Below are 13,456 nucleotides of genomic sequence, written 5' to 3'. Positions count from 1 at the left end.
CAATACCTTTGGTTAACAAAATCATAAAAAAAGAAGGAGGGGTATTAGTGGAGGTTAGGAAAATTACTGTTGAGGAATTGTGTAATAAAGTTAAAGAGAAGACGCCCGTTCCTGGTGGTGGGGCTGTTGGCGCTGTTGCAGCTGCGCTTGCCGGTTCGTTAAATTCTATGGTTGCGAATTTAACATTTGGAAAGAAAAAGTATGAGGAATTTGAGGGTTTAATGCAGGAAGTGTTGGAAAATATGGAATTGGTTGTTGAAAAGTCTTTGAAGCTTGCCGAAGAAGATGTTAAGGCTTTTGATGCAGTTATGGCAGCTTATAAGCTTCCAAAGGAAGAACCAAACCGTGAAGAAAAGATTCAAGAGGCTTTAAAGAAAGCCATCGAAACTCCTTTTGAGCTTATTGAGTGCGCAAGAGATATTTTGAAGTACAGTGAGATTGTGGCGAAGTGGGGAAATAAGAACGCGGTATCAGACGCTTTCAGCGCCGCAGAGCTTGCGAGAGCAGCTTGTAAAATTGGTGAGTACAATGTCATGATTAATTTGAAGTCAATTACAGATGAAAACTATAAAAATAAAATTCTTGACGAAATGTACGAAGTAATGCATGAAGCAAAGGTTTATTATGATAGAATACAGGAGTTAGTAAAGGAAAATGGGTTCACTAAGATTTGAGATAATCAACACACAAGGACATGCCAGACGAGGTAGGATTCACTTACCACATGGTGTTGTTGAAACACCTACTTTTATGCCTGTTGGAACAAATGCTAATGTGAAGCTTGTTACACCGCATATACTTGAAGAGAACAATGTTCAGATAATTCTTTCAAATGCGTTTCATTTGTACTTAAAACCCGGACTTGATGTTATCAGAGAGTTCGGTGGGCTTCATAATTTTATGCGTTGGAATAAACCAATACTAACCGATAGTGGTGGTTTTCAAGTTTTCAGCTTAAAGAAAGGCCAGAAAATAACAGATGATGGCGTATGGATAATGTCACCTATAGATGGTTCGAAGCATTATATTACCCCGGAGCTTTCCATGGAAATACAAGCTACTCTTGGTTCAGATATCGTTATGGCGTTCGATTATTGCGCAGACCCTAAAGATGGATATGATGAAGCTAAGAGAGCGGTTAAGTTAACCACAAAGTGGGCAAAAAGAAGTCTTGAACATTTGAGAAGAATATCCAATCAGGCAACGTTTGGTATAATTCAAGGTGCAACGTATGAAGATTTGAGAGAATTGAGCCTCCATGAGATTACCCAGTTTGATTTCGACGGTTTTGCGATCGGTGGGTTGAGTGTTGGTGAACCACGCGAGGTAACAATTAAGATGGTTGAATTCATAGGTCCTAAAATGCCGCAAGATAAACCACGCTATTTTATGGGTGGCGGTTCTCCAGATTTGTTGGTCGATTTAGTTGCCAATGGTGTGGATATGTTCGATAGTGTTTTCCCAACAAGAGTGGCAAGGCACGGGCTTGCCGTTACATGGAATGGTAAATTTAACATAAGGTCGGCAAGGTATAAGTACGATAAGACACCTATCGATGAAAATTGTACTTGCTATACCTGTAGGAACTTTTCCAAAGGGTATATAAGGCATTTGTTTGATAGACAAGAAGTGTTGGGGCAGATATTGTTGACAATTCATGATATCCATTTCATGATGGAATTTGGCGAGAAGATGCGCGAGAGTTTGGAAAATGGTACTTTTGAAGAATTCCGAAAGGGGATAAAAAAAGCTTATGAAAAGACTGCTAACGATTAGTGTTTTGCTTTTGTTAGTTGTGGAATTTTTTGCTTTTACATTCGCAGTTTTTGAAAGTCCTGCTAATCTTTTTGTAAGTAGCAATTTTGTTTTTCTTGAAAACTATATTTCTGAGTCTGGCTCATCTTTTGTCAGAGTTGCTTGGCAACAAAGGGTAACAAATTTATGTGGTGAACTTGGTTACACGACTGATTCTCAATTTTCTTATGGGGTTGTTAATTACAAACTTTCAAATTTAACAGGATTTTATGGTTTAAATATAAAAGCTAATGTTTTACCTATAGATAAATTTTATTTGAAGGTGGACATTGGCGGAAAGATAATTGTCGATAAGAACTTAGTCATAGACTTTGGAGTTTTTGATGTTACGCTTATAAATATGGATGCGACTCAGACAATTTATTTACCTGTGGCATTTGGTGGAGTGACGTTTTTTACTGAAAATGGTTGGAATATTTCCGCTGGTTTGAATAATGTTGGAGATAATAAAGTGCAGTTGGGTTTTAATGTTAATTTTCCAAAATGGCAATTTATTAATAAGTTGTCTTTGACATATTTGCCCGTTTTCCGTTTTTCAGACAACCAGTTTTTCAATATTTTTAGCGGAGCGGTTGAATTTGGTTTTTCAAATTTCAGGTTAGGAATTTCAGGTTCTTACTTACTCTCTGAACCGGATGTTAATGATAACTATTTAAAAGATCTATACAATCTAAAAATTTTATTTGGAGTGGGGTTGTAAGATGAGCGCTATTAATAAAGCTATAAAGATTTTGAATGAAGATGATATAAGAAGGTCGTTGATGAGGATAGCCCATGAGATTTTAGAAAAGAATAAGGGTGCCAAAGATATTGTCCTTATTGGAATAATAACACGAGGAGCATTTCTCGCAAAGAGGATAGGTAAGAATATATCAATTATCGAAGGTGTTGATGTGCCTGTTGGCGCTCTGGATGTTTCGCCATTCAGAGATGATGAAAAAAGAACGTCAAAAGAAGATGACAAGAGCGATATTAATTTTCCGATTAACGATAAGAAAGTTATTCTTGTTGATGATGTGCTCTTCACTGGAAGAACAGTTAGGGCTGCTATGGACGCGATTATCTCACGTGGTAGACCAAAGAGCATACAACTTGCAGTCTTAATTGACAGAGGACATAGAGAGTTTCCAATTAGACCTGATTACGTTGGTAAAAATATACCAAGCTCCAAAGAGAAGGAAATAGTAAAATTAAGGCTCAAAGAAGTTGATAACGAAGATGGTGTTTACATATTCAAGATGGAGGACGAAGAATATGAAATATGATATTGAATTCAGGGGAAGTTATGCTCTTTTGAAAATTTTTATAGGTCCTGGGGAAAGTGCGAAAGTGGAACCGGGAGCTATGGTTTATATGAAAGGTCCTGTGGAAGTTCAAACTTCAACAGGTGGCGTTTGGAAAGCTTTGAAACGTGCTATTTTAGGTGGCGAGAGTTTCTTTATGAATACTTATGTTTCTCACGGTAATGGTGAAGTTGGAGTTGCGCCTGAGTTACCTGGTGATATAGATGTTGTGCCATTAAATCAAACTTTATTTGTTCAATCAACTTCTTTTCTCGCGAGTGATACTTCGGTAGACATTGATGTGTCATTTGGTGGTTTTAAATCTTTCTTTTCTGGTGAAGGTATTTTCTTGCTAAAGCTTCAAGGTTACGGTGATGTGGCTATATCATCTTTCGGAGGTATAAAGCTTATTGAGCTTCAGCCAGGGGAACAGATGACAATAGATACAGGTCATGTTGTCGCTTTTGATGGCAGTGTGAATTACAGTGTTCGTACGTTTGGTGGATTAAAGTCGACTATTTTCGGTGGAGAAGGGCTTGTGTGTACCTTTACAGGACCTGGTAGGGTGTATATACAAACGAGGAATTATCCAGCTTTTGTAGAATGGATTAAATCACTTGTCCCACGTGAAACTGGTAGTAGATAATATAGAGAAGATAATATGGAGACGAGATAAATAATTTAAACAGGGAGGAATTTCCATGCGCCTTTTTGGAACAGATGGAATCAGAGGTGTTGTAAATGAAGAATTAACACCAGAGATAGCCTTCAAGCTCGGGAATGCTTTAGCAAAATATGTTGATAAGAGGATATTCATTGCAAAGGACACACGGGCAAGTGGCGATATGCTTGAAGCCGCTTTAGTTGCAGGAGCGACATCCGCGGGTGCAACTGTTTATAGATGTGGAGTTTTACCGACCCCCGCGCTTGCGGTTATAACAAAATTGGAGGATGCTATAGGTGTCATGATTTCAGCCTCTCACAATCCTCCTGAGTTCAACGGTTTAAAAGTATTATCACGTGGTTTCAAGCTTCCAGATGAAGTTGAAGAAACTCTCGAAAAGCGTATGAATGAAATTCATTATTCCCCTTACAATGAGATTGGCTGTGTGGTGGACTATAAGCTTGCGTTTGAGGAATATACAAATTACATTGTTCAGCAATTTGAAGGTTTGGATTTAACTGGTTTAAAAATTCTTGTAGATGCAGGAAATGGTGCAGCATACGAGACAACACCATATATATTAAGGGAATTAGGAGCAAAAGTTGATGTGATATATAATACCCCTGATGGTTACAATATAAATGTAGATTGTGGCTCAACAAACCCTAAGAAAGCTCTTGAAAAAATGACGAATCACAATCTTGCGATACTTCACGATGGTGATGCCGATAGGTGTATTCTTTTAGATGAGAAAAAACAAGAGGTACACGGTGACAAGATAATTGGTTTGTGCGCGAAACACATGAAATTGGAAGGTCGATTGAAAAACGATGTTGCTGTTGGTACAGTGCTTTCCAATATAGGATTGGAGGTTTTTCTTAAAAACAATGGCATAAAACTTGTTAGAGTGAAAGTTGGAGATAGGTATGTCCTTGAGAAAATGCTTGAACTTAACGCAAGTGTCGGTGGAGAGAGAAGTGGTCATGTAATCTTTTTAGATAAATCTACAACCGGTGATGGTATTATAACAGCTCTTGAAACTATCAGTGTTATGATAAAATCTGGTAAAAAACTTTCTGAACTTGCAGATGAGATACCAGATTATCCGCAGATAATGATAAATGTTAAGACGAAAAACAAATTGGTTGTCGAGCATGAAGAAGTGAAGAAGTTGATAGAGAAATATAAGAGAGAAGATGTTGATATCGTCGTAAGACCATCCGGTACAGAACCTCTTGTTAGAGTTTTCGTGCAAGGGCCTAATGAAGAGTATATTTCAAATGCCGCTTACGATATAGCTGGTAAGATAGAGGAATTATCGAAAGGAGAGGATTAATGTGGGAAGAGAAGAGCTTCGTACAGCCGTTTTGAATAAATTGAAAGAAGTAATTGATTGGGAAATAGGTCTCGATGTTGTTACACTTGGCTTAGTTTATGATATACAGGTCGATGAGCAAAATAATGTTAAAGTTTTAATGACGATGACAACACCCATGTGCCCATTAGCAGGTGGGATTATGGGCGATGCTGAGATGAAAATAAGGTCTATAGAAGGTGTCGGTAATGTCGAGATTGAACTCACATTTGACCCACCATGGACACCAGATAGGATAGACCCAGTTGTAAGAAAACAACTCGGGATATAAGCAGAATTAAGCAGATGAAAATCTCTGAAGTTTTGAAGCTTTACAAAGAGAAAGGGCTTCCCGAGAGGGAAGCTCTGATTTTGATTAGTAAGGTGCTTGAAAGGTCAAAAGAATTTGTCATTTCACATGATGAGTTGGAATGCCCTGAACAGGCAATAGAGCTTTTGGAGAAACGTCTGACAGGTTACCCACTCCAATACATATTAGGTGAAGTTGAATTTTTCGGGAGGAAGTTTTACATAGAAGAAGGGGTCCTTATACCTCGTTGGGAAACGGAAGGGCTTGTTGAAATAGCTATTGATTTGATTAGAAAAAATGGTATAAAGAAAGTATTGGAAATAGGAGTTGGAAGTGGGGTGATATTAATTACCCTTGCTTTGGAAACAGGCGTGGAGTGTTACGGAACAGATATTAATCCAAAGGCAATTGAAGTTACAAGAAAAAATTCTCAAATGTACGATGTTAGTTGTGAGTTGAAACTTGGCGAATACGCCGAGCCGTTTATTGAGAAGTTCGATGAATTTGAATTGATTGTTTCAAATCCGCCTTATGTGAGAGCGGATGCTGTTTTGCCTATAGAAGTTCAATATGAGCCACCTGATGCGTTATTCGCGGGAAAAGATGGTCTTGATTTTTACAAAAAGTTCTTTGAACGTTACAATATTCAAGGTAAAATAGTTGTAATGGAGATAGGAGAAGATCAAGGAGAGGCGTTGAGAAAACTTACAGGTGGAGAAATACTGAAGGATTTAGCCGGTAAAGATAGGTATTTGGTAGTTATAGGCAATTAATGTTTGAATTTAACTGAAATATGAAAGGGAGGAATTGTAAATGAAGGTAGTACTTATTCAAGATGTTCCGAAACTTGGAAAGAAAGGTGAAGTAATTAACGCGTCTGATGGATACGCAAGGAATTTTTTAATTCCAAGAGGTCTTGCAAGAGAGGCAACGCCAGAGGTTCTTAAGCAACTTGAAAAAGAGAAAGAAGAAGAAAAGAAAAGGCTTGAGGCGTTGAAAAGAGAAAGTGAAAATTTGCTTTCTGAACTACACAAACATGTTTTTAAGATAAAAGCAAAAGCTGGTGATGGTGGGAAACTCTTCGGTTCACTTACAAGTGCCAATATATCAGATGTAATTTCAAAAACATTATCTAAGGAATTTGACAAAAAATGGATAGTGTTAGATAATCCAATAAAAGCCCTTGGAACGTATGATGTAACCGTTAAATTACCAGGAGGAGTTAGTGGAAAGATAAAGGTTGAGGTATTACGCGAGGAATAAATTAATTTAAATAGGAGAATATCCAATAGAATATTAGAATATTTTTGGAGGTGCGTTTTTTTTGAATTTTATAGCGTTTAGTAAAGCACTGTACTCAACATGGATTTATTATTCACCGGAGAGGATTTTGTTCGACGCTGGTGAAGGTGTTGCTACTATGCTTAGTAATAAAATTTATGCTGTTAGGCATATTTTTCTTACTCATGGGCATGTTGACCATATAGCGGGACTTTGGTCGATAATAAATACCAGAAATAACGCTATGGGAGATAGAGAGAAGCCTCTCACAGTTTATTATCCTGAAGGTAATAAGGGAATAGAATTTTACGCGGAATTTTTGAAGAGAGCAAATAACGATCTAAGATTTGAGCTTATTTTTGTGCCTGTAAAAAAAGGTGAAAATGTATTTTTAAGAAAATCAGGTTCTTTCATTAGATACGTTCAGCCATTTCAAGTTAACCATACATATAGTGAAGTAGCTTTTGGTTATCACGTAATAGACGTACGTAGGAGATTGAAAGAAGAATACAGGGATTTGCCGAAAGAGGAGATTTCAAATCTTGCTAAAAAACTTGGAAGTGAAGAGATAACGGAAGCTTATGAGAAAAAGGTGCTTACAATTTCTGGTGATACTGTTTTGTTGAAAAAAGAAGATATAATGGATACGGAGATACTTTTTCATGAATGTACTTTTTTAAATAGAGAGGACAGAAAATTTAATAATCATGCGTCTTTGGACGATATAGTTGAACTTGTAAAAGATTCAAATGTAAAGAATTTAGTTTTGTACCATATTTCATCACGATACGTTAGAGGACTTGAGAAGGCTATAAAAAAGATAAATATACCAGGTACGAAAATATTTTATGTACATCCTGAGAGGATTTTTGAATTTTAATTTTTTGCTTAAAATTGAATAATTATTTTGAATAGAGGGGTTCTTTATGAGAAATCTTATATTTATCAGTGACCTTCATATCGGTGATGGAAATAGCAAAGATGATTTCGAACAAGATGATTTGTTCGAAAGTATGCTTTTAGATTGGAATAATCTGGAGAACCCCGAAATTGTTATTGTTGGTGATGGATTCGAAATTCTTGAATCAAGCGCTGTTCAAAGTCTTGGGCTCATTGGTTTTTGGGAAATTATGGATAAAATTGACGAAAATGTGATTGAGGATATAGAAAGAAGGCATCCCAAAATTTTTAAAGCATTACAAAATTTCAAAGGAAATATATGGTATGTCGTTGGTAATCATGATTACTATATATTAAAAAATCAAAGGCTTCAACAAGCTTTAAAAGAAAGAATAAGTAACCTAAACATAGTTCCATATTTCTACGATGAGGAAACAAATATATTGGCTATCCATGGGAATCAATTTGATTCTGTTAATAAATTTAAGGAAGTCAACGGTGAAATTATCCCACCACTGGGTGATTTTATAGCAAGGTACATGATGAGTAACTTCGATAATGAATTGAGAAAGCATTTACCGGATGAAGTAATACGTGATTACGATAATGTTAGGCCTACATTAGATGTGTTTCTCTGGCTTGAGAAAATAACTGAGGTATATGAGAATAGCGTTGACCTTTTGAAAATGTGGATAGATAATTTTATAGAAATGATGAGACAAGATGAAGCAAAAACTTGGATGAAGAAAAATTATCCATTTATGAGTAAGCTTTCAATAGTTTTTTTAAATAAAGTTGGTGGAATTAAATTAGGCGAATTGATTGTTAGGATGGTAATGAATTTTAGAAAGCTTAAAAAGACGGATTATTTAAAAAAAGCTGCGGTGAGAATTTTCAAAGATCCATCTTTTTTGATAAATAATATGGATGGATACGTTGATGATAAATCAAACTTAAAGTTAATTGGAAATATAGATGGTATAATAACTGGTCACAGCCATCGACCTAATTTTGAAGTTCTGAAAGTTAAAGATGATATTAAATTTTATATGAACTGCGGTTCTTGGAAACCCGTTGTTGAAAGACGCTCATCAGGTATATTCCAAAGGTATTTTGAGATATTCTATGGAATAGCTAAAGTTGACAAAAGGGATTTGGAAATAGTCACAGGAACAATTAATAAGCTAAAAAAACGGGAAGTGATAGATTGAATAGATTAAAAGTTATTACAACTCATTCTAATCCTGATTTTGATGGTTTTGCTAGTTGCGTAGGGCTTAAAAAGATTTATCCAGATTTTCAAATTGTTATATCTGGTAACCCATTTCAAAATCTTAGCGAATTTTTAAGATTTTATGGCGATTTTTTCCCTTTTATATACGAAAATGAACTCAAGGGTTTCAATGGCGATATCGAAGAATTAATTATTGTTGATACGCCGGATATAGAAAGAATAGGCGAGGAAATAAAGAGTAAGTTGTCTTCTGATACAAAAATTACAGTAATAGATCACCATCCAGATATCCGTGAGTTGAATATAGAAAATAAGAATTTAAATAAAATTATTAAGCAAACTGGCGCAGCGACTACTATTGTTGCTAATATGCTAAAAGAAAAAGGGATTAAGCTTTCAAATGAGGAAGCTTCTTTACTTGGTATAGGTATTTACGAAGATACCGGAAGTCTTTTGTTTTCGAGTACAACACTTGAAGATTTAGAGGCTGTGATTTATCTGTTTCAAAATGGTCTTTCTTTGAATACTGTTTCGGAATACATAAAATTTGACCTCACGATAGATCAAAAGATTGTTTTAAATAATCTATTACAGAATGTTAAGACTTATAATGTAAATAATTATCAAATTACGATAGCTACAGCGGAAACTGAAAAATTTATTGGTGGGCTTGCGGCCATAGTTGCGAAATTTTGGTATGCTCAAAATGTTGATACGCTTATAGTTATCGTTAGGATGGCTAAGAAAGTTTTTATTACAGCTAGAACCAAATCACCAGATATTGACCTTGCTGGATTAATGAGTGTGTTTGGCGGCGGAGGACACAAGCAAGCGGCATCGGCTAAAGTGAATATAGCCTCTGTGGAGGAAGTTGAGCATAAAATACTTCAGGTTTTGCCAAATTACATAAATACTGGACTTAAGGCGAAAGATATTATGTCCTCACCGGTTAGAACGGCTCTCGCAACCGAAAGTATAGAGGAAGTTAATAAAATAATGGAAATAACAGGGCACAGCGGTATGCCTGTTGTTGAAGGAAATAAATTGGTGGGGATTGTGACTAAAAAAACTGTTGATAAGGCACTCAATCATGGACTTGGCAAGAGACCTATCAAGTCTATAATGAGCTCTAAGTTGATAACTGCGAAGTTAGATACACCTGTAAGTGTCCTTCGAAAGTTAATGATTGAGAATGATATTGGCCGAATTCCAATTTTAGATGAAAATAATATTTTAGTTGGAATAGTTACTAGGTCTGATATTATTAGGGCTGAAAGTAGCCCAAAAAAGTCTTATTTAGAAAAAAGAGAGGAAATTAAAACTACGTTCAATAATATATCTCATTTAATAAACGAAAGACTATCAAGAAGAATTGTAAATCTTCTCAGATTAATTGGCTTTTTCGGTAACGAAATGAATTCTCCTGTATATGTTGTTGGAGGATTTGTTAGAGATTTGATTTTGAATATTGAAAATTACGATATTGATATCGTTGTTGAGGGGAATGGTATAGAATTCGCTAAGTATATGGCTCAACAACTTAATGCCATTGTTGTACCATATGAGAAATTTTTTACCGCTAATGTTATATTCAAAGATGGATTTAAAATCGATGTAGCGACAGCTAGGACTGAATATTACGAAAGTCCTGGAGAATTGCCACAAGTGGATATAAGTACAATAAAGAAGGATTTGTATAGAAGGGATTTCACTATTAATGCTATGGCGATAAAGTTAAATCCACAAGATTTTGGAACGTTGTATGATTTTTTCAATTGTCAAAAAGATCTTGAGGAAGGTGTAATTAGAGTACTCCACAATTTGAGCTTTGTTGAAGATCCGACAAGGATGATTAGAGCTGTGAGATTTGAGCAGAGGTACGGGTTCAAGATGGAAAACTATACGCTTGATTTGTTGAAAAAAAATCTCTCCGAAAGATATTTAGAAAGGGTTTCAGGCTCCAGGATTAGGCAGGAAATAGAAAAGATATTGGAAGAAAAAAATCCAATTAAAGCAATTAAAAGAATGGCAGAGCTTGACATGATAAAGCATATATTTCCAAAGACTTATTACACTGCAACTATGGAAGAAAAATTTGTAAGGTTGTTTAAATTTATTCCATACTTGAAGGAAAGATTTGAAAACTTTAATGATTTCTACGCTGTATCTACAATTTTCCTTGAGTATTACGATAAATCTACCCTTGAAGAGATGAGGGCAAAATACGGTTATCCTAAGAAATTTATAGAAACTTTAAAATTCACTGAAAATATAATTATCCCTGTTAAATCGCTTATCGAAAATCGTTATCCTTTTTCCGATATTTATAAGGTTTGTGGAAAGTCAAATCCTTATATTTATTCACATATCTCCGCTTATCTTGATGAAGATGAACAAAATTATTTGCTCAGTTACATAGATACTGTTCTTAACACAAGAATTGAGAAGGTAACTGGTAAGTATTTGATGGAAAGGTATCAATTGAAGGCTGGACCGATTTTGAATAATATACTTGAAGAATTGTTCTGCTTAAAGCTTGATAATAGTAATTTAAGTGAAGAAATTGCAATAGAAAGTATTGTGAAAAAGCATATTGAAAAAATTGAAGATTCAAGTAAATTATAGTTTATTATACTTTGGGCATTTTAAACATGAGTGGTGATTAAATGGCAGATAAGTTTGCGAGAAAATACATACCATTTATGCTTTTTTTGGCAATGTTTTTTTATGTCTTTTATGGTCTTGTAAAAGTGCAAGTAATAGAACAGTACAAATATAAAAGTTTTTTATCGGAGATTCTTGGTAAAGGTGGTTACAATAGAGGTTTGAGAGGTACTATTTACTCTTCCGATGGTGTTAAGCTTGCTTGGAGTGAGTGGAAACCAGTTCTAAATTTGGCTAAATATACCCAAGATGATGAAAAAATATTGAAAAAGTATCTATCTATTGAACAAATTGCAACTTTAAAAAATACTGGAGTCACAGAATTAGACTGGGAACAAGCGTTTCTCCTCAAAAGTATTGGATACACAGTTAAAACTATTGAAAAGAGGCATTCTTACGGCTTTCTTTATCACTTAATTGGGAGTGTTAATATCGATGGTGATGGTACATCAGGCATAGAATATGCTTATAATGATGTGCTAAAAGGGAAGTTTGGTGTTTCGTATACTATCAGAACTCCAGGTGGTGGTTATCAGCAAGGGATATTAGAAAATGCGGCAGACAATGGCTTGGATCTTCAAACATCAATAAACTTTGGTCTTCAAAAATTTATCTATGAGATGTTAAAACAATCTGAAACACCATCAGTTGTTATAGTTTCAAAACCAAAAACTGGTGAAATTGTAGCGATGGTATCTTATCCATCTCCGGAGAATGATATGAATGAGCTTGATGTATTAACTTGGGAAAAGCTAATAAATGACCCGCTAAAACCGCTACTTAATAGAGCTATTTCCAATGTTTATCCACCCGGTTCGACTTTTAAAGTAATAACTGCGCTTGCGCAATTATTGTATGGTCAACCAAATACTGTATCATGCAATGGAGTTTTCTATTATATAGATTCAAAAGGGAATGTAACAGGTAAGTATAAAGACTGGTTAACCTCCGGGCATGGTATCGTTGATTTGAAAAAGGCAATTAGAGTTTCTTGTAATGTTTATTTCTACAACGCAGCGTTAGATGTTGGTGTTGATAAAATAGTTGAAGTTGCCAAAGCTTTCAAATTGGGTGAAAAAACGAAGATTAATTTGCCCGGAGAAGTTTCAGGTACTTTGCCGACGCCAGAGTGGAAGTATGAAACCTTCAAAGAAAAATGGTATCCTGGTGACACGATACTTTACGGAATTGGACAGGGATTTCTAACAGTCACGCCTCTTCAAATGATTAATTTGTACAATGCTATCGCTAATAAAGGAGTAATAATAAAGCCAAAACTTGTTATAAATGAGGAGATAGTAGAAGAAAAAGTAAAACTTAATATTTCTGATAGTGATTGGAATTTAATTATAAATGGGCTTGAAGAGGTTACAAGCGTTCAAGGAAGCGCTGCTAATGCTGGTACTGCATCAAAATCATTTAAGGGATTTCCAATAAGCGTTGCTGGAAAAACTGGTACAGCTCAAGTTGGTGATGGTGATCCGCATGCGTGGTTCATCGGATTTGCGCCGAGTGAAGAACCGATGTATACAGTTTTAGTACTTATCGAACACGGAAAAAGCGGCGGAGAGACAGCTGCGCCGATGGCGAGAAAAATATTCGATTATATGTATGAAAATGGATTCTTTGAAAAAAATAATAATTAATAGAAAGGAGTACGATGTTATGCTAAAGATTATGTATTTCAAAAACGATAAATGTGGTGTGTGTACCGCTTTTTTACCAAAGATTCAGAGAATTTCAAAAGATTACGAACTTGAACTTGAAGTCGTTGATGTTGTTCAAAAGCCAGAAGTGGCGGGTCAGAATATGGTATTTACAGTTCCAACGATTTTAATTATAGATAGCGAAGGAAATGAAATTAAACGCTTCGCGAGAAGTTTTTCAGAGTTAGAAATAAGAGAATATTTGGATAGAGTTTATGATATACTTGGAATGTAAGAAATCGCAA

Annotated in this window: 14 protein-coding genes; all 14 read left to right on the top strand. The window is 35.4% G+C overall.

Going from position 1 to position 13,456, the window contains the following annotated elements:
* Positions 1–47 precede the first annotated feature (47 nt).
* The 14 genes from FNOD_RS04710 to FNOD_RS04645 all read left to right on the top strand — a co-directional run bounded on the left by FNOD_RS04710 (position 48) and on the right by FNOD_RS04645 (position 13,446).
* Complete coding sequence (locus FNOD_RS04710) at positions 48–674, top strand: cyclodeaminase/cyclohydrolase family protein (RefSeq protein WP_011994070.1); 627 nt, start codon at positions 48–50, stop codon at positions 672–674.
* Positions 655–1,776: a tRNA guanosine(34) transglycosylase Tgt gene (gene tgt / locus FNOD_RS04705; RefSeq protein ID WP_011994069.1), complete on the top strand. Its 1,122-nt coding sequence runs from the start codon at positions 655–657 to the stop codon at positions 1,774–1,776. The genes FNOD_RS04710 and tgt overlap by 20 nt, the downstream gene beginning before the upstream one ends.
* The gene (locus FNOD_RS04700) at positions 1,754–2,515 is read left to right on the top strand and encodes a hypothetical protein (protein WP_011994068.1); all 762 of its coding nucleotides are present in this window, start codon (positions 1,754–1,756) and stop codon (positions 2,513–2,515) included. Before tgt ends, FNOD_RS04700 begins: the two co-directional genes overlap by 23 nt.
* A 1-nt stretch (position 2,516) precedes the next feature.
* Positions 2,517–3,080 (top strand): bifunctional pyr operon transcriptional regulator/uracil phosphoribosyltransferase PyrR, encoded by a 564-nt coding sequence (gene pyrR / locus FNOD_RS04695; protein ID WP_011994067.1) that lies wholly within the window; start codon positions 2,517–2,519, stop codon positions 3,078–3,080.
* Positions 3,070–3,744: a TIGR00266 family protein gene (locus FNOD_RS04690; RefSeq protein WP_011994066.1), complete on the top strand. Its 675-nt coding sequence runs from the start codon at positions 3,070–3,072 to the stop codon at positions 3,742–3,744. The genes pyrR and FNOD_RS04690 overlap by 11 nt, the downstream gene beginning before the upstream one ends.
* Positions 3,745–3,799: 55 nt before the next feature.
* Positions 3,800–5,098 (top strand): phosphoglucosamine mutase, encoded by a 1,299-nt coding sequence (glmM, locus tag FNOD_RS04685; RefSeq protein ID WP_011994065.1) that lies wholly within the window; start codon positions 3,800–3,802, stop codon positions 5,096–5,098.
* Position 5,099: 1 nt separating this feature from the next.
* The gene (locus FNOD_RS04680; RefSeq protein ID WP_011994064.1) at positions 5,100–5,408 is read left to right on the top strand and encodes a metal-sulfur cluster assembly factor; all 309 of its coding nucleotides are present in this window, start codon (positions 5,100–5,102) and stop codon (positions 5,406–5,408) included.
* Between the two features lie 14 nt (positions 5,409–5,422).
* On the top strand, positions 5,423–6,199 hold the full coding sequence (gene prmC, locus FNOD_RS04675; RefSeq protein ID WP_011994063.1) for a peptide chain release factor N(5)-glutamine methyltransferase: 777 nt from the start codon (positions 5,423–5,425) through the stop codon (positions 6,197–6,199).
* A 40-nt stretch (positions 6,200–6,239) separates the two neighbouring features.
* A complete protein-coding gene (gene rplI, locus FNOD_RS04670; RefSeq protein WP_011994062.1) occupies positions 6,240–6,689 on the top strand; it encodes a 50S ribosomal protein L9 in 450 nt (149 codons plus the stop codon).
* A gap of 61 nt (positions 6,690–6,750) precedes the next feature.
* Complete coding sequence (locus FNOD_RS04665; RefSeq protein ID WP_011994061.1) at positions 6,751–7,587, top strand: MBL fold metallo-hydrolase; 837 nt, start codon at positions 6,751–6,753, stop codon at positions 7,585–7,587.
* 46 nt (positions 7,588–7,633) lie between these two features.
* Positions 7,634–8,818: a metallophosphoesterase gene (locus FNOD_RS04660; protein WP_011994060.1), complete on the top strand. Its 1,185-nt coding sequence runs from the start codon at positions 7,634–7,636 to the stop codon at positions 8,816–8,818.
* Positions 8,815–11,466: a CBS domain-containing protein gene (locus tag FNOD_RS04655; RefSeq protein WP_011994059.1), complete on the top strand. Its 2,652-nt coding sequence runs from the start codon at positions 8,815–8,817 to the stop codon at positions 11,464–11,466. The genes FNOD_RS04660 and FNOD_RS04655 overlap by 4 nt, the downstream gene beginning before the upstream one ends.
* 41 nt (positions 11,467–11,507) lie before the next feature.
* Entirely contained in the window at positions 11,508–13,151 is a 1,644-nt protein-coding gene (locus FNOD_RS04650; RefSeq protein WP_011994058.1) for a penicillin-binding transpeptidase domain-containing protein, read from the top strand.
* Positions 13,081–13,446 (top strand): thioredoxin family protein, encoded by a 366-nt coding sequence (locus FNOD_RS04645; protein WP_337998411.1) that lies wholly within the window; start codon positions 13,081–13,083, stop codon positions 13,444–13,446. The genes FNOD_RS04650 and FNOD_RS04645 overlap by 71 nt, the downstream gene beginning before the upstream one ends.
* The last annotated feature ends 10 nt before the right edge of the window (positions 13,447–13,456 follow it).

This window comes from Fervidobacterium nodosum Rt17-B1 (assembly GCF_000017545.1).
GTDB lineage: Bacteria > Thermotogota > Thermotogae > Thermotogales > Fervidobacteriaceae > Fervidobacterium > Fervidobacterium nodosum.
The sequence above is the reverse complement of the archived record's forward strand: the minus strand, read 5'-3'. Positions and strand labels throughout refer to the sequence as shown.

Bases quoted from the DNA above. Each gene is read 5' to 3' on its own strand.
- glmM (WP_011994065.1), top strand. From the start codon at position 3,800: ATGCGCCTTTTTGGAACAGATGGAATCAGAGGTGTTGTAAATGAAGAA.
- FNOD_RS04660 (WP_011994060.1), top strand. From the start codon at position 7,634: ATGAGAAATCTTATATTTATCAGTGACCTTCATATCGGTGATGGAAAT.
- rplI (WP_011994062.1), top strand. From the start codon at position 6,240: ATGAAGGTAGTACTTATTCAAGATGTTCCGAAACTTGGAAAGAAAGGT.
- prmC (WP_011994063.1), top strand. From the start codon at position 5,423: ATGAAAATCTCTGAAGTTTTGAAGCTTTACAAAGAGAAAGGGCTTCCC.
- pyrR (WP_011994067.1), top strand. From the start codon at position 2,517: ATGAGCGCTATTAATAAAGCTATAAAGATTTTGAATGAAGATGATATA.
- FNOD_RS04690 (WP_011994066.1), top strand. From the start codon at position 3,070: ATGAAATATGATATTGAATTCAGGGGAAGTTATGCTCTTTTGAAAATT.
- FNOD_RS04700 (WP_011994068.1), top strand. From the start codon at position 1,754: ATGAAAAGACTGCTAACGATTAGTGTTTTGCTTTTGTTAGTTGTGGAA.
- FNOD_RS04650 (WP_011994058.1), top strand. From the start codon at position 11,508: ATGGCAGATAAGTTTGCGAGAAAATACATACCATTTATGCTTTTTTTG.
- tgt (WP_011994069.1), top strand. From the start codon at position 655: ATGGGTTCACTAAGATTTGAGATAATCAACACACAAGGACATGCCAGA.